General features: G+C 61.6%; 15 protein-coding genes. 7 read left to right on the forward strand and 8 right to left on the reverse strand.

The window, feature by feature from the left end:
* The first annotated feature begins 38 nt into the window (after positions 1-38).
* The gene (gene nuoM, locus J2Y83_RS16605; RefSeq protein ID WP_247396842.1) at positions 39-1,571 is read left to right on the forward strand and encodes an NADH-quinone oxidoreductase subunit M; all 1,533 of its coding nucleotides are present in this window, start codon (positions 39-41) and stop codon (positions 1,569-1,571) included.
* 7 nt (positions 1,572-1,578) lie between these two features.
* Entirely contained in the window at positions 1,579-3,042 is a 1,464-nt protein-coding gene (gene nuoN / locus J2Y83_RS16610) for an NADH-quinone oxidoreductase subunit NuoN (RefSeq protein ID WP_253396779.1), read from the forward strand.
* Between the two features lie 88 nt (positions 3,043-3,130).
* On the opposite strand, the gene J2Y83_RS16615 is transcribed toward nuoN, so the two are convergent.
* Positions 3,131-3,955, reverse strand: coding sequence for an arylamine N-acetyltransferase family protein (locus J2Y83_RS16615; protein ID WP_253396781.1), 825 nt, complete (start codon positions 3,953-3,955; stop codon positions 3,131-3,133).
* A gap of 120 nt (positions 3,956-4,075) precedes the next feature.
* Between J2Y83_RS16615 and J2Y83_RS16620 the strand changes: the two genes are divergently transcribed.
* Positions 4,076-4,312 carry a DUF6555 family protein gene (locus tag J2Y83_RS16620; protein ID WP_247396850.1) on the forward strand — a complete coding sequence of 79 codons (237 nt, stop codon included), beginning with the start codon at positions 4,076-4,078 and terminating at the stop codon, positions 4,310-4,312.
* 30 nt (positions 4,313-4,342) lie between these two features.
* Here J2Y83_RS16620 and J2Y83_RS16625 read toward each other — a convergent pair whose 3' ends face one another.
* Together J2Y83_RS16625 and J2Y83_RS16630 are read right to left on the reverse strand one after the other, a co-directional pair.
* Positions 4,343-4,543, reverse strand: coding sequence for a DUF6021 family protein (locus J2Y83_RS16625; protein WP_253396784.1), 201 nt, complete (start codon positions 4,541-4,543; stop codon positions 4,343-4,345).
* Positions 4,544-4,555: 12 nt separating this feature from the next.
* Positions 4,556-4,735 carry a hypothetical protein gene (locus tag J2Y83_RS16630; RefSeq protein ID WP_247396853.1) on the reverse strand — a complete coding sequence of 60 codons (180 nt, stop codon included), beginning with the start codon at positions 4,733-4,735 and terminating at the stop codon, positions 4,556-4,558.
* A 152-nt stretch (positions 4,736-4,887) separates the two neighbouring features.
* Here J2Y83_RS16630 and J2Y83_RS16635 point away from each other — a divergent pair, with 152 nt between their 5' ends.
* Positions 4,888-5,409, forward strand: a complete 522-nt coding sequence (locus tag J2Y83_RS16635) for a DUF3087 domain-containing protein (RefSeq protein ID WP_253396786.1) — start codon at positions 4,888-4,890, stop codon at positions 5,407-5,409.
* On the opposite strand, the gene J2Y83_RS16640 is transcribed toward J2Y83_RS16635, so the two are convergent.
* From J2Y83_RS16640 to J2Y83_RS16650, 3 genes are all read right to left on the reverse strand, one after another.
* Positions 5,406-5,846, reverse strand: a complete 441-nt coding sequence (locus tag J2Y83_RS16640; protein WP_373423812.1) for an MEKHLA domain-containing protein — start codon at positions 5,844-5,846, stop codon at positions 5,406-5,408. The two genes, J2Y83_RS16635 and J2Y83_RS16640, sit on opposite strands and share 4 nt — an antisense overlap.
* Before the next feature lie 43 nt (positions 5,847-5,889).
* On the reverse strand, positions 5,890-7,020 hold the full coding sequence (locus J2Y83_RS16645) for an MFS transporter (RefSeq protein WP_253396790.1): 1,131 nt from the start codon (positions 7,018-7,020) through the stop codon (positions 5,890-5,892).
* Between the two features lie 70 nt (positions 7,021-7,090).
* Positions 7,091-8,455: an MFS transporter gene (locus tag J2Y83_RS16650; protein WP_253396793.1), complete on the reverse strand. Its 1,365-nt coding sequence runs from the start codon at positions 8,453-8,455 to the stop codon at positions 7,091-7,093.
* 200 nt (positions 8,456-8,655) lie between these two features.
* Between J2Y83_RS16650 and J2Y83_RS16655 the strand changes: the two genes are divergently transcribed.
* Positions 8,656-9,402, forward strand: coding sequence for a carbonic anhydrase (locus J2Y83_RS16655; protein ID WP_253396795.1), 747 nt, complete (start codon positions 8,656-8,658; stop codon positions 9,400-9,402).
* 61 nt (positions 9,403-9,463) lie between these two features.
* Here the strand turns inward: J2Y83_RS16655 and J2Y83_RS16660 are convergent, their stop codons facing one another.
* Positions 9,464-10,327 carry a Dyp-type peroxidase gene (locus J2Y83_RS16660; protein ID WP_253396797.1) on the reverse strand — a complete coding sequence of 288 codons (864 nt, stop codon included), beginning with the start codon at positions 10,325-10,327 and terminating at the stop codon, positions 9,464-9,466.
* 138 nt (positions 10,328-10,465) lie between these two features.
* Here J2Y83_RS16660 and J2Y83_RS16665 point away from each other — a divergent pair, with 138 nt between their 5' ends.
* Positions 10,466-12,082 carry an NADP-dependent glyceraldehyde-3-phosphate dehydrogenase gene (locus J2Y83_RS16665; protein ID WP_253396799.1) on the forward strand — a complete coding sequence of 539 codons (1,617 nt, stop codon included), beginning with the start codon at positions 10,466-10,468 and terminating at the stop codon, positions 12,080-12,082.
* 23 nt (positions 12,083-12,105) lie between these two features.
* Positions 12,106-13,167, forward strand: coding sequence for an FUSC family protein (locus J2Y83_RS16670; protein WP_247406098.1), 1,062 nt, complete (start codon positions 12,106-12,108; stop codon positions 13,165-13,167).
* A gap of 168 nt (positions 13,168-13,335) precedes the next feature.
* Here J2Y83_RS16670 and J2Y83_RS16675 read toward each other — a convergent pair whose 3' ends face one another.
* The gene (locus tag J2Y83_RS16675; protein ID WP_253396800.1) at positions 13,336-14,088 is read right to left on the reverse strand and encodes a TetR/AcrR family transcriptional regulator; all 753 of its coding nucleotides are present in this window, start codon (positions 14,086-14,088) and stop codon (positions 13,336-13,338) included.
* Positions 14,089-14,429 lie beyond the last annotated feature (341 nt).

Here is a 14,429-nt window from a genome sequence, read left to right on the forward strand (position 1 = left end):
GCGAACTTTGCGAACTTGCGAAAGGAAACGAGCCCGTCATGATTCTGCCCTGGCTAATCCTGATCCCCTTTATCGGCGGCCTGCTCTGCTGGATGGGTGAACGCTTCGGCGCCACCCTCCCCCGCTGGATTGCGTTGCTGACCATGTCCCTGGAACTCGCTCTCGGCCTCTGGCTGTGGGCCCATGGCGACTATTCATTTGCTCCGGCGCCTGGCGCCGATCCGACCTGGGCGCTTGAGTTCAAGCACGTCTGGATCCAGCGCTTCGGCATCAACGTACACCTGGCCCTCGACGGCCTGTCGTTGCTGATGATCCTGCTGACCGGCCTGCTGGGTGTCCTCTCGGTACTCTGCTCCTGGAAAGAGATTCAGCGTCACGTGGGCTTCTTCCACCTGAACCTGATGTGGATCCTGGGCGGCGTGGTCGGCGTGTTCCTCGCCCTCGACCTGTTCATGTTCTTCTTCTTCTGGGAAATGATGCTGGTGCCGATGTACTTCCTCATCGCGCTCTGGGGTCATAGTTCTTCGGACGGCAAGAAAACCCGGATCTACGCGGCGACCAAGTTCTTCATCTTCACCCAGGCTTCCGGCCTGATCATGTTGGTGGCGATCCTGGGTCTGGTATTGGTCAACTTCAACAGCACGGGCGTGATTACCTTCAACTACGCCGATCTGTTGAAAACCAAGATGTCCCTGACCACCGAGTACATCCTGATGCTGGGCTTCTTCATCGCCTTCGCGGTGAAGCTGCCGGTGGTGCCGTTCCACTCCTGGCTGCCGGATGCTCACGCCCAGGCGCCGACCGCCGGTTCCGTGGACCTGGCCGGTATCCTCTTGAAGACGGCGGCCTACGGCCTGCTGCGTTTTGCGCTGCCATTGTTCCCGAATGCCTCGGCCGAGTTCGCGCCGATCGCCATGACCCTGGGTCTGATCGGGATCTTCTACGGTGCATTCCTGGCCTTCGCGCAAACCGACATCAAGCGTCTGATTGCCTTCTCGTCCGTTTCCCACATGGGTTTCGTACTGATCGGCATCTACTCCGGCAGCCAACTGGCCTTGCAAGGCGCCGTGATCCAGATGTTGGCCCACGGTATTTCGGCCGCCGCGCTGTTTATCCTCAGTGGCCAGTTGTACGAGCGCCTGCACACCCGTGACATGCGTGAGATGGGTGGCGTGTGGTCGCGCATCGCCTACCTGCCGGCGATCAGCCTGTTCTTTGCCGCCGCGTCCCTGGGCTTGCCGGGCACCGGTAACTTCATCGGCGAGTTCCTGATCCTGATGGGTACCTTCGTACAAACGCCGTGGATCAGCGCCATCGCCACTTCCGGCCTGGTATTCGGTTCGGTTTACTCGCTGATCATGATCCACCGTGCGTACTTCGGTCCGGCCAAATCCGACACCGTCCTGCACGGGATGGATGCTCGCGAACTGATCATGGTGCTCGGTCTGGCGGTCCTGCTGATCTACATCGGCGTGTACCCACAACCGTTCCTGGACACTTCTGCCGCAACGATGCATGGCGTGCAGCAGTGGTTCGGCACCGCCTTCTCTCAACTCGCTTCGGCCCGGTAAGAGCGCTATGGAATTCACGATCCAACACTTTATCGCGCTTGCGCCGCTGCTGATCACCAGCCTCACCATTGTGGTGGTGATGCTGGCGATCGCCTGGCGTCGCAATCACGCGCAAACCTTCCTGCTGTCCTGCGCGGGTTTGAACCTGGCCTTGCTGTCGATCATCCCGGCACTCAAGGTCGCCCCCCTGGCGGTGACCCCGCTGATGATGATCGATGACTTCGCGCTGCTGTATATCGCGTTGATCCTCGTCGCCACCCTGGCCTGCGTCACCCTCGCCCACGCCTACCTCGGCGAAGGCGGCACCGGCTACCCGGGCAACCGCGAAGAGCTGTACCTGCTGATCCTGCTGGCTGCGGCCGGCGGTATCGTGCTGGTCAGCGCGCAGCACCTGGCCGGCTTGTTCATCGGCCTGGAACTGCTGTCGATCCCGACCTACGGCCTGGTGGCCTACGCCTTCTTCAACAAGCGCTCCCTGGAAGCCGGCATCAAGTACATGGTGCTGTCGGCCGCCGGCTCCGCGTTCCTGTTGTTTGGTATGGCCCTGCTCTACGCCGAAGCCGGCAGCCTGAGCTTCACCGGTATCGGCCACGCCCTGGCGGCCACCAGCATGCCTGCGCCGATCGCCCAACTGGGCCTGGCGATGATGCTGATCGGCCTGGCCTTCAAACTGTCGCTGGTGCCCTTCCACCTGTGGACGCCGGACGTGTACGAAGGCGCTCCGGCGCCGGTGGCTGCGTTCCTGGCCACGGCGACGAAAGTGGCGGTGTTTGCGGTGGTGGTGCGTCTGTTCCAGATCTCCCCGGCGGCCAACACCGGCGTGTTGAGCGACGTACTGAGCGTGATCGCCGTTGCGTCGATCCTGTTCGGTAACCTGCTGGCGCTGACCCAGAACAACCTCAAGCGTCTGCTGGGTTACTCGTCCATCGCCCACTTCGGCTACCTGCTGATCGCCCTGGTGGCGAGCAAAGGTCTGGCCCTGGAAGCGATCGGCGTGTATCTGGCCACCTACGTGATCACCAGCCTCGGCGCCTTCGGTGTCATCACCCTGATGTCCTCGCCTTACAAAGGCCGTGACGCCGACGCCCTGTACGAGTATCGCGGCCTGTTCTGGCGCCGTCCGTACCTGACCGCCGTGTTGACCCTGATGATGCTGTCCCTGGCCGGTATCCCGCTCACTGCGGGCTTTATCGGCAAGTTCTACATCATCGCGACCGGCGTTGAAGCGCATCAATGGTGGCTGGTTGCCTCGCTCATCCTGGGTAGCGCCATCGGCGTGTTCTACTACCTGCGCGTGATGGTCACCCTGTTCCTGATCGAGCCAAACCTGCGCCGTGTGGATGCTGAGCTGCACTGGGAACAGAAAGCCGGCGGCGTGATGCTGCTGGCCATCGCCCTGCTCGCCTTCTTCCTCGGCGTGTACCCGCAACCGTTGCTCACGCTGGTGCAGCACGCGGTGCTGGGCGTTTGATCGCTTAGCGGTATGTGGTAAACAAAAACGGCACCTTCGGGTGCCGTTTTTGCATTTCTGGGGCAGAGAACGCGCGCGCTCAATGGCTCTAAAGATCGGCCAACACTAAACCATCGAGCGTTTCGCGCAGTCGCTGATGGACCGGCAGACGAAGGCCAAAGGTGCCGCGCAGCAAATCAAGCAGTTCATCGGCACTCGCTATCGCACGTTTTTCGCTGGGACCGTCCAGGGAGTGCATCGCGTAGTGGCCGTTGTTCAAGGTATGACGCTTACCCGGCGCTAACAGCGCGACTTTCAACTGACCGAGAAACGGCGAACCCGCATGCGTGGAGACATACCAGTTGCCGATTTCATAGTCGATGTCTGCCTGCACCAGCAGGTCGAACACATATAAGCCACGCCACTCCCCACCGACCTGGGCCCACAAGGTGTAGCTGCCTTGCTTGCAGGTCAGGCGATAGGGTTCGTGGGCGGTGGCCTGGATCGCTTCGCAGTCCAGGCGCAACGGGCTGCTCGGCACCATGCCGCCAAAGCCGACGTCGCTGATATAGCGCACACCGTCCACCGTCACCAGGCTCAGGCGATGGGTACGCGCGGTGTGTGCGTCCGGCGGCCCGCCCATCACAACCCGTCCGGTGATACCGCGTGCGTCGAAGCCCAGTTCCTGCAGCAGTTCCAGGAACAGTTGATTCAGCTCATAGCAATACCCACCACGGCCATCGAGCAACACTTTTTGCTCGACACTGGGCAGGTCGATCGGCACTGGCAAGTGCAACAGGGTCGACAGGCTTTCAAAGGCGAACGTACACACATGCCGCAATTGCAGGTCTTGCAAGGTTTGCAGGGTCGGCGGCGGTGGTGCATCGTAGCCCAGGCGTTGCAGGTACAGATGGCTATGGGTCAGGCGGGACATGACGCGATCCTTGGGCGCGTGGCGAAGGCCTCACTATGACGCCCGGCGCAGTAATTTGTCATTTTGAATGAACCTTTTTGAACGCTTTCCTATCCATCTATAACAAGACAGGGAGGCAACATGATTACCGCAAAAATCTACACCATTACCTACCAACTGCACGGTCAACCGAAGTCCTTCGTAGTGCGTGCAGAAGTGATGAATAACGCCGAGGCCTGGCACTGGGCAGCGGTTGATGCCGATATTGCACACGTCAGCCGCATTGGTCGGGTCGGCCATGAACAAGTGAAAAAAACCACCCGGCCCTGGGCCGAGAAGTACGGCATCACCGACGTCAACTGGACACCGCCCAAATAAGCAAAACCCCGCTCGATGGCGGGGCTTAGGTTACTTTTTCAAGTCGCCCAAGGGATCGTAGGGCGGCTTTTTTTTCGCCTCATGCTTATCCTCCTTATCCAACGGCGCGATGGCCGGTCCTATCGGATCGACCTGGGGATCTGCCACATCCGGCGAGTCCGGGTCGAAACCCAGTTCGTCCGCGCCGCTTGCGTGTTCGTTGGAAGGCGGACCATCCGAGCGCTTGGTCATCACGGTCTCCTCTTATAGCGGGCGTGCCTTGTCATGGAGGTTTTCCAGGTCGTCCTCGACGCGCTGCACGTCGTCTTGTTGCTCACGCTCTTTCGGGTCATTGGGACGCAACGCATCGTTGTCGCGCTCTTCTTCACCGGGGGTGCGATCCGGGTCGGGTGTACCGGGCGGGGGCTGCTTGTAATCGGTCATGATGGTTCACCTCACAGGGATTGGTGGCCTACACCGATTTAGAGAACGCCGCATCAGCCATCGTTCAACTTGTTTAGCGCACACCCGTCGCCAAGCATGAGAAGATGCCGCCCTGCTCTATCCCCTACAAACGCCAAGGAGATTTCCCCCGGATGTTCGAGCTCAAACCCTGCGACCCCATCACCTACCGCCAGCAGACCCGCCGCAGTACGTTAATCGTGGCTGTGTTGTTCGTGGCCCTGGCGATGCTGTTGTCGAGCCTGGCGGTGATGCTGTTCGGCGAAGCTGGCGGCGACAACTTTCGCTACAACGTGGGTGGCGTGTTTGCCGGGGTGTTGATCACCCTCGCCCTGGTGCGTGGCCCGTTCTGGACCCAGCCATGGCTGGCGCCGGCGGTGTATGGCTGGCAGCTCAAGCGCAGCCTGATGCGCGTGACCAACGTGATGCACAAGGTCACCGACCGCGTGCAGGCCAATGACCCGATGGCGCTCAAGGTCCTGCGTTTCTATCACCTGGGGCTGACGCAAATGCATGAGCTGGACGCCAACTCCAGCGCCCAGGCACAGTTGGTCGGCGAGATCGAGGCACATAAGGCGAAGATGCAAGCGTTGGGGCTCGATACCGAGCAAACCCGTTTCGACCCGTCCTGGCTGGTCAGTTTCAAAGGCGCTTAAGTTAACACCCCGATGCGCTGCGCATCCGGCCAGAACAGCGCCGCCTGCCCACACGGCAGGCCGGCGGCATCGAGCAACGTCCACACCACACCGGCATGGATCATGAACGGCTGCTGATGCGCATCCACCCGCCAGCCGCTGTAGCCGTGGGCGATACCATTGGCGCTGACGTGCTCCAGCAACACCTGGCGCGCGGCGCGGTCGAGTTCCGAAGCACTGAAGCGTGACGGCATGCCGATGAAGGTCTCGCGCGGGTATTTGAAGCACTGCACGGCGCACGCATTGACGTAGGTAAACCGCGGGTCCGCCGCGCCGTCGTGGGCCAGCAGGCTGTAGGGCGCATCGGCGTGCAGCCAGCTCAGGCGTTGCTGTGCGTCCAGATGCTCGGGGGCCGGCAAGCCCTGGCCGGTCCAGTGTCGGTAGGCGTCATCCAGCACGCGCACGAAGTCTTCTTGTCGGGTCACACACTGCCTCTCATTGTCAGTTGGAACACTTTGCCCGCCAGCAGAACACGGCGCTCACGGCTATCGCTGCGCCCGCCAGGCCAAACACCCAAGGGGCCGCGGCTATCGGCAGCAACAACCCCGCCAGCAGCGGCCCGAGGCCGGCGCCGATATCGCGCCACACCGCATTGGAGGCCAATGCCGACACGCGCATCGAACCGGGGTTGCGCTCGGCCACCAAAGTCGTCACCAGGGGCAATTGCAACGCCCGCAACACCAGCACCGCGGCCGCGCCGACGATCACCCAATAACTGCCGAAAGCAGCCAGGGCCAACGCGCTCAGGAATGAAAACAGCAACAGCATCGACGTCGCACCGAAGCGTTGCGCCGCGCGACCGCCCAACGGGCTCAGGAGCATTTCCGAGACATAACGCAAGGCCATCAAGCCACCGGCGATCAACACCGCGTCGCCACCGAGGAGCTTCTGTGCCTGGATCGACAGGCCAAAGATAAACAGCCCATCCAGCGCCACACCTTCGATAAACGACCACAGCGCCACACTGTCGGGCCACTTGAAACGGCGCCCCGGACTGCTGTGCAAATCATGGCCGACAGTAGGCAACCCCCGCGCCATCCACAAGCCCAGCAGGCAGCAGCCGGCGAGAATCAGAAAGATCGGACGCGGCCCGGCCGATAAGGTCAGCCAGCCCCCGAGTGGCAATGCAAGCATCGGCCCGAGGGCGATCAATGCCCGCGAGCGCCCTGCCCGGCGTGCGGCGCCCGTCGGCTCGGCGGTCGCCAGTACTTGGGTCGACAGATTCAACGCGGCAAAACACAAGCCCCAGACCAGCCGCAAGCCCAACAATGCAGCGAAGCCCGACAGCAGCGAGTTACCCAGGGCGCACAGCATCGCGGCACCGGCGGCGATCATGCAGGTCAGACGATCGCCGTGGCGGGCATAGAAATTAAGCACATGCCGGTAACCGAAAATCCGCACCAGTCGGTTGGCCGCCAGCAGCACCCCGGCCTGGGCCAACGTGATGCCGAACGCCTGGGATTCCATGGGCAGCAGCAGATAAAGCAACACGTCACTGGGCAGGCATAAAGCCAAGGTCAGCGCGGCGCGGCGGGAGGTGATGTCGGCAGTGCGTTGGGCCTGGCTTGACATAAATCTGAAACATCCCGAAATATTCAGGTCGCCACCGTAGCCTCCTCGAATAGCTTTTTACAACGCTCGATTAAACCTTTTTGTCATACGGCAACAACCGCAGGCCGCTGGCCACACAGCCCACCAACGCAAACGCACAGCCCAACCACAACGCGTAGTGCGGGCCGCTGCCCAGGGACCAGTGAAAACACAAAGCCACCAGCGACGCTCCCAGCGTCTGCCCCAACAACCGCGAGATCGCCACAATGCCACTGGCCCCACCACTGCGCGCCAAGGGTGCGCTGGTCATCAACGCCTTGAGGTTGGGTGACTGGAAGAACCCGAAACCGGCCCCGCACAAGGCCATGCGCCAGCCGATCTCGAACGCCGATGCGTCATTGTGCAACGTCGCCAGGGCCGCCATGCCCACGCTCAGCATCAACAGGCCGATCCCGCACAACAGGCCCAGGGACACGCGGTCTGCCAGGCGCCCGGCGACCAACGCCATCACCGCCACGACCGCGGGCCAGGGCGTCATCAGAAAACCGGTTTCCACCTGGCTGTGCCCAAGCACCGCCTGCAGCAGAAACGGCAGCGACACAAAGGCCAGGCCCTGGGCGCTGAAGGCGCAGATCGCCGTGAGCGAAGACAGCGCAAACACCGGGCGCCTGAACAAGTCCACTGCCAGCATCGGCGCCGGGTGCCCGGCCTGACGGCGCAGTAGCAACGCGCCGCACACCAGCGCCAGCGCGATCAGGCCCAGGGTCAATGCGCCTTGGGCGCCATGCACCGCCGTCCCCAGGCCAAGCACCAGCAAGGCGAACAGCCCGGCACACAACAGCGCGGCGAGGCGATCGAAGGCATGCCCGGCCACGGGAATAACCGGCAATGAGCGCAGGCCCAACATCAACGCCAGCAACCCCAGCGGCACGTTGATCAGGTACAGCCAGTGCCAGCTCGCCACCGACAGAATCGCCGACGCAGCCGTCGGCCCGAGCGTAAACGCCAGCCCGACCACCAGCGAGTTATAGCCCAGGCCGCGCCCGAGCATGCGCGACGGGTAGATATGCCGCAGCAACGCCGTGTTGACGCTCATGATCGCCGCCGCACCGAGCCCCTGCACCACCCGCGCCGCCGTGAGCGCCACCAGCGACCCGGCGATCCCGCAAAACAGCGACGAAACAATAAACAGCAGCAAACCACCGAGGTACACCCGGCGGTGCCCGAGCACATCACTCAGCGAAGCGAAGGGCAGTACCGTGGCAATGATCGCCAACTGGTAGGCATTGACCACCCAGATCACCGAAGCGGAGTCGGTGCCAATGCCGTCGGCCAGGGTCGGCAGCGCGGTGTTGACGATGGCCGTGTCCAGGGTCGCCATGCCGATGCCCAGGGAAATGGCGATCACCGCCGGCAGGCGCTTATTCAAGGGTAACCCATCGACAGCAGAAGACATGAGCGACACTCAGGTGAAAAAGGGCTCTAGATTAAGGGCTGCAGTGATTTTTTTTCAGAGACCAATGCGCTAACTGTCAAAAATTTCATGTTGAATGCACCGCCACGCGCTTACACACAGAAACCTCCTACTGCTTTTACGGAGCATCCTTTGCACCCTTGGCGCTCTTTCTCTAACGTCCTACGTCGAGGCCCTTGTCAATGTGCAACACTCGCAAGCCCGCTGATACCCCGTTTAACCATGGCCGACGAAATTTCCTGCGTCTGACCTCCGTTGGCGCAAGCGCGCTCCTGCTGGCTGGCGCGCTGCCCCCAACCACGGCACACGCCGCACCGGCACCAGCACCGAAACCGGCCAACACACTCAACCCAGAGCAGGCCCTGACACGTTTGATCGAGGGCAACCAGCGGTATACCGAAGGGATTACCAAGCGCCATGATTTCATGAGCGAGCGCGAGGCCTTGGTGGGCGGGCAGAATCCGTTCGCCGCCGTACTGAGCTGCGCCGATTCGAGAATTGCCCCCGAATACGCCTTCGACACCGGCCGCGGCGATCTCTTCGCCGTGCGGGTGGCGGGTAATTTCGTGACCGATGACGGCCTCGCCAGCCTCGAATATGCCGTGGCCGTGCTGGGAACACCGTTGATCATGGTATTGGGGCACGACAGCTGCGGCGCCGTTGCGGCTGGGGTCAAGGCGGTCAAAGACAACGCCAGGTTTCCCGGAAAGATCCAACACCTGGCCAACGTATTCAAGCCGGCAGTGAACAAAGTACTGAACGCGCCCGGTGATGTGCTCGAAAACGCCATCGCGCAAAATGTCATCGACACCGTGGCAAGGCTCAAGGCGGAATCGAGCCTGCTGGCCGACGCCCTGACCACGGGAAAACTGAATATCGTCGGCGGTGTCTACAGGCTGCACAGCGGCAAGGTCGAGGTAATCGGCTAGGCGTTCGCGCCATTGGCCCATCTTGGCCGAGCGTCAGTAACGCCCGAGCTTGAAAAGGGCGTTACCTCCGGATGCGACTGAGGTCCAGGCGCCCATCCTTGAGCGGCGGGCACCAGTAATAGCCGCCGGTCAGCGGTGTGCTGATGCGGTACAGGCCGTCGACGATGCCGTCTTCCAACCCGCTCATGCGGCGCAGTTGCGCTTCAAACGCATCGAAGGAATGCCCGAACGCGAGGAACATCAAGCCGGCCTGACCGTTTTCCGCCCAGGGCATCGAGCGGCGCACCACGAACGCTTCCGGGGTGAAGCTTTCCTGGGCAGTGCGTTTGGTGTGGGCGGATTCGGGCGCGTCTTCCAGTTCTTCGTTGTCGCCGTGGCGGCGACCGATGATGTGGTCGCGTTCCTGGGCAGGCAACGCGGCGAAACCATCGAGGTCGTGCTGCCATTGCTGGATCGCGGCGAAGCTGGCGCCGCTGTCGGTCAGCGCGGCTTCGACGGCGGCCTCGTCGTGGGGGTTTTCGGTGCCGTCTTCGTAATCGGTCAGGTCAAAACCGCTCTTGTAGCGGAAGCCTTCGATCGACTGCACCAAGCGGAACCCCGGGGCCAGGGCTTTCTCGAGCGCACGGCTGCGCAAGAGCAATTCACCGCGATCCACGCCATGCAGCCACACCCACAACGCCTGCTGGGTGGAGGGGTTCTGCGCGCCCGGCCCGCTGATGGCCGGGAATGCGCGCAGCCCTTCGATCCGCGCGCCCAGTGCGTTGACCAGCGGCTCACCCAGACCGACCACTGCGGCCGAATCCACCCACTGCGCCAGTGCGTCCAACGCAGCAGGTACAGCGGCCAGGGAGTCCACGGCAAAAAACAGATGACGTGCCTGCAAAGGCACCGGTGCGGCAAGAATGCCCGGCTGGTACTGGCTCATGTGAACTCCTTCAAGAAAGCCTCGCAGTTTACCCGCCACGCGCCGCCGTGCGTACAAGAAAGCGCGCAAGCCTTGCCACAGAAGCCGTTGTTGGGTGACTCTCTAGTCATGTTTTGCAACTATTCCAGGGGTAGCAACATGACCACCGATAACCTGCTCGCCCAACTGTTTCCCACCCGTGCCGCCGATATTCCCGAGCAATTTCGCCTGGCTGCGCCCATTGAACAGCGTGATTACCTGGTCGACGGCCAGTTGCGGGTATGGAACGGCCCCTTGGCCCAGGTCCTCAGCCCGGTGCAACTGGGGGACGAACGCGTGAACATCGGCAGCACCCCGCTGCTGGATGCCGACACCGCCCTCAGCGCCCTCGACGCCGCCGTGCGCGCCTATGACCGCGGCCAGGGGGAATGGCCGACAATGCGCGTGGTCGACCGCATCCGGCACGTCGAAGCGTTTTTGCGGCGCATGCGCGAACAGCGTGATGCGGTGGTCAAGTTGTTGATGTGGGAAATCGGCAAGAACCTCAAGGACTCGCAGAAAGAGTTCGACCGCACCTGCGACTACATCACCGACACCATCAATGCCCTCAAGGAACTCGACCGCCGTAGCAGCCGCTTCGAGCTGGAACAGGACACGCTCGGCCAGATCCGCCGCGTGCCGATGGGCGTGGCGCTGTGCATGGGGCCTTATAACTACCCGTTGAACGAGACGTTTACCACGCTGATCCCGGCGCTGATCATGGGCAACACCGTGGTATTCAAGCCGGCCAAGCTCGGCGTGCTATTGATCCGCCCACTGCTGGAAGCGTTCCGCGACAGCTTCCCGGCCGGGGTGATCAACGTGATCTATGGCAGCGGCCGCGAAACCGTCAGCGCGCTGATGGCCAGCGGCAAGATCGATATCTTCGCGTTCATCGGCACCAACAAGGCCGCCAGCGACCTGAAAAAACTGCACCCACGCCCGCACCGCCTGCGTGCTGCCCTGGGCCTGGACGCGAAGAACCCGGGCATCGTGCTGCCCCAGGTCGACCTGGACAATGCCGTCAGCGAAGCCGTCACCGGCTCACTGTCGTTCAACGGCCAGCGCTGCACCGCGTTGAAAATCCTGTTTGTGCATGAAGACGTGGTCGACAGCTTCATCCAGAAATTCAACGCCAAGTTGGCGACATTGAAGCCCGGCATGCCGTGGGAAGACGGCGTGGCACTGACGCCGCTGCCGGACGCAGGCAAGATCGATTACCTCAACGCGCTGGTCGCCGATGCGGCCCAACACGGCGCCCGCGTGGTGAATGCCAATGGCGGCGTCAGTCGCGGTACCTTTTTCTACCCGGCGGTGCTGTACCCGGTAAACCCGCAGATGCGCGTGTACCACGAGGAACAGTTCGGCCCGGTGGTGCCGATCGTGCCCTACCGTGACCTGGAGACAGTGATCGATTACGTACTGGACTCGGATTTCGGCCAGCAACTGAGCCTGTTCGGCACCGACCCGGCCGAAATCGGACGGTTGGTGGACACCTTTGCCAACCAGGTCGGCCGTATCAATATCAACGCCCAGTGCCAGCGTGGCCCGGACACGTTCCCCTTCAACGGCCGCAAGAACTCGGCCGAAGGCACGCTGTCGGTACATGACGCCTTGCGCGTGTTCTCGATCCGCACCCTGGTGGCGACCAAGTTCCAGGACAACAACAAGGCACTGCTCAGCGAGATCCTGCGCAACCGCGACTCGAACTTCTTGACCACTGACTACATTTTCTAGAGGACTGCTTGCCGTTGATTAACCTGCATTTGCCTGTGTTTGCGCGGCGCTTGCTGCGCCCGCTGCTCGACCCTTACCGCCGCTATCGCCATGCCAAGCTGATCCACGCCGTGCGCGTGTCCATCGGTTTGCTGGCGACGATCCTGCTGACCACCGGCATCAACCTGCCCCACGGCGAGTGGGCGTCGGTGACCATGCTGGTGGTGATCGGCGGCCTGCAGCACCACGGCAATATCGGCAAGAAGGCCATGGAGCGCGCCTACGGTACGCTGATCGGCGCCAGCGTCGGTTTGCTGCTGGTGGTGCAGGAGGCGTATGTGGGGCAGCCGCTGCTGACGTACTTGTTGATGTCGGTGGTGTGCGGGTTCTTCTCCTATCACGCCATCGGCAAGGGCGGGTACACCGCGTTGTTGTCGGCAATCACCGTGTTTATCGTCGCCGGGCATGGCGACAATCCGCTGTCAGACGGGTTGTGGCGCACGGTCGATATCCTGATCGGTATTGCCTTGGCCCTGGCGTTTTCCTTCGCCCTGCCGCTGTATGCCGTGTACTCCTGGCGCTACAACCTGGCCAGCGCCTTGCGCGACTGTGCCGCGATCTATAGCCGCATCATCAGCGGCCAATCGGTCACCGACGACGCACACCTCAAACTGCTCAGCCGCGTGAATACGGCGATGCTGCAACTGCGTTCGTTGATGCCCTCGGTGTCCAAAGAGGTGCGGATCTCCATGACCGAACTGGACACGATCCAACGGCATTTGCGCATGTGCATCAGCACCCTGGAGATTCTGGGCAACACCCGGCCGGACCCTCGCGACGAACAGGCAATGGCGCGGATGCAGGTGATGTTGAAAGCCGAGCACCGGCAGATTCGGGTGCAATTGGTCGGAATGGCGCGAGCGCTGAGGTCCGGCGTGACACCACGGTTGGAGCGGCCGAGCCAGGCTGTTGCCAGCGAGCCGACATTGGATGCGCCGGTCTACAGTGCATTGGATGGGTATCGGTTGTTGACCGTGCAATTGGCGGCGAATGTGGATGAGATGCGCCAGCGGTTGGCCAAAAGTGCTGGCCATTGGAAGATCTGATCCTTAGGTTTTTTAGCGCGTTTACCCGCGCCAACACTTTCACACTTTCTCTTACATATTTTTCACGATTTATTCACATGGCGAGCCGTAGGGTGAAGCCTCATCCGTTACAAACGTTGCACATCAAGCCCGCCGCCCCAGCGGGCTTTTTTTTGCCCCGGATTCGGGCTAGCGCGCCGCCTTGCCGGCGGGCGCTGTCGCTTGCTCGCGAATCGCGCGCTGGGTATCGAGCACCTTGGCCAACGCCACTTCCGCCTCGGGGCTTTGCTGCGGCACACGAATCGCCGCCGAGACCAGCGTAATCAACTTGGCCATCACTTCGGCATCCGTGGCCGGGCGGCCCAGGCTCATGGAGTTCATCAACAGGCGCAGTTCGGTACCGGCCATCACACCGGAAATCGCCTTCAGGGCAAACTGCAGGCGTACCCCCAGTTCATTGCGCGGCAAGTCCGGCAAGGCCAGGGCGAAGGCTTCGAAGAAGCGCTGAAACACCGGCTGATAATGCACCTTGAGGTATTCCTGGATAAACGGCGACGTATCGCTGTAGACCCGCCCGAGGAAACGAATGAATGAACGCCCTTCCCCGCTCGCCGGGTCGCTGCGCTCCAGGCCCATGGCCGGAGCGAACAGCACGCCGAGCAGCGTGTCGCAATCGAGAGGGCCATCGGATTCGGCTTCGCAGCGTGCCAGCAGTTCCAGGCGCTGCTCGTTGAGCGGCTCCAGGCGCTGCATCAGCAGGGTTTTCATCAGGGAATCCTTGTCCCCGAAGTGATAGTTCACGGCGGCCAGGTTCACCTGGGCACGCTCGGTAATCTGCCGTAACAAAACGGCGTCATAACCATATTTGATGAAGAGAGCCTCTGTCGCATCCAGCAATCGAGTCTTGGTAATGTTTGGAGAGCTGACTTTCTTCACGACCATAAAAGTTCCAAGCGGGAAATATTGTTTTAAAAATAAATTTGATTTTTTATACCGGGGCCATCGCTCGAAAGCAAGCAGTGACACTCCACCATCTCATCGCAAGCCCTTGCATTCCGGCTCGTTGAGCCTAGCCAAAGGATTTTTGAGCGGTCGATTTCGCTCCCGGTGCATTTATTTCAAAGGGTAAAAACCCTCTACAACGATGGCTGGCGGAGCCGGTTGAACGCGGTTAGTATTCAAACAATATTTTAAAAATAAGAAATCAAACCAGTCCGCGACGCATTCCAGGCAGCTCCCGAACTTGTTACAAATCTTTACAGGGGCAGCACGGCGGCGTCGAG

Source organism: Pseudomonas marginalis, from assembly GCF_024169655.1.
Taxonomy (GTDB): domain Bacteria; phylum Pseudomonadota; class Gammaproteobacteria; order Pseudomonadales; family Pseudomonadaceae; genus Aquipseudomonas; species Aquipseudomonas paraveronii.

Coding starts and splice junctions, on each gene's coding strand:
- J2Y83_RS16620 (WP_247396850.1), top strand. CDS start 4,076: ATGATTACCGCAAAAATCTACACCATTACCTACCAACTGCACGGTCAA.
- J2Y83_RS16655 (WP_253396795.1), top strand. CDS start 8,656: ATGTGCAACACTCGCAAGCCCGCTGATACCCCGTTTAACCATGGCCGA.
- J2Y83_RS16635 (WP_253396786.1), top strand. CDS start 4,888: ATGTTCGAGCTCAAACCCTGCGACCCCATCACCTACCGCCAGCAGACC.
- J2Y83_RS16675 (WP_253396800.1), bottom strand. CDS start 14,088: ATGGTCGTGAAGAAAGTCAGCTCTCCAAACATTACCAAGACTCGATTG.
- J2Y83_RS16615 (WP_253396781.1), bottom strand. CDS start 3,955: ATGTCCCGCCTGACCCATAGCCATCTGTACCTGCAACGCCTGGGCTAC.
- J2Y83_RS16660 (WP_253396797.1), bottom strand. CDS start 10,327: ATGAGCCAGTACCAGCCGGGCATTCTTGCCGCACCGGTGCCTTTGCAG.
- J2Y83_RS16665 (WP_253396799.1), top strand. CDS start 10,466: ATGACCACCGATAACCTGCTCGCCCAACTGTTTCCCACCCGTGCCGCC.
- J2Y83_RS16625 (WP_253396784.1), bottom strand. CDS start 4,543: ATGACCAAGCGCTCGGATGGTCCGCCTTCCAACGAACACGCAAGCGGC.
- nuoM (WP_247396842.1), top strand. CDS start 39: ATGATTCTGCCCTGGCTAATCCTGATCCCCTTTATCGGCGGCCTGCTC.
- J2Y83_RS16645 (WP_253396790.1), bottom strand. CDS start 7,020: ATGTCAAGCCAGGCCCAACGCACTGCCGACATCACCTCCCGCCGCGCC.
- nuoN (WP_253396779.1), top strand. CDS start 1,579: ATGGAATTCACGATCCAACACTTTATCGCGCTTGCGCCGCTGCTGATC.
- J2Y83_RS16630 (WP_247396853.1), bottom strand. CDS start 4,735: ATGACCGATTACAAGCAGCCCCCGCCCGGTACACCCGACCCGGATCGC.
- J2Y83_RS16650 (WP_253396793.1), bottom strand. CDS start 8,455: ATGTCTTCTGCTGTCGATGGGTTACCCTTGAATAAGCGCCTGCCGGCG.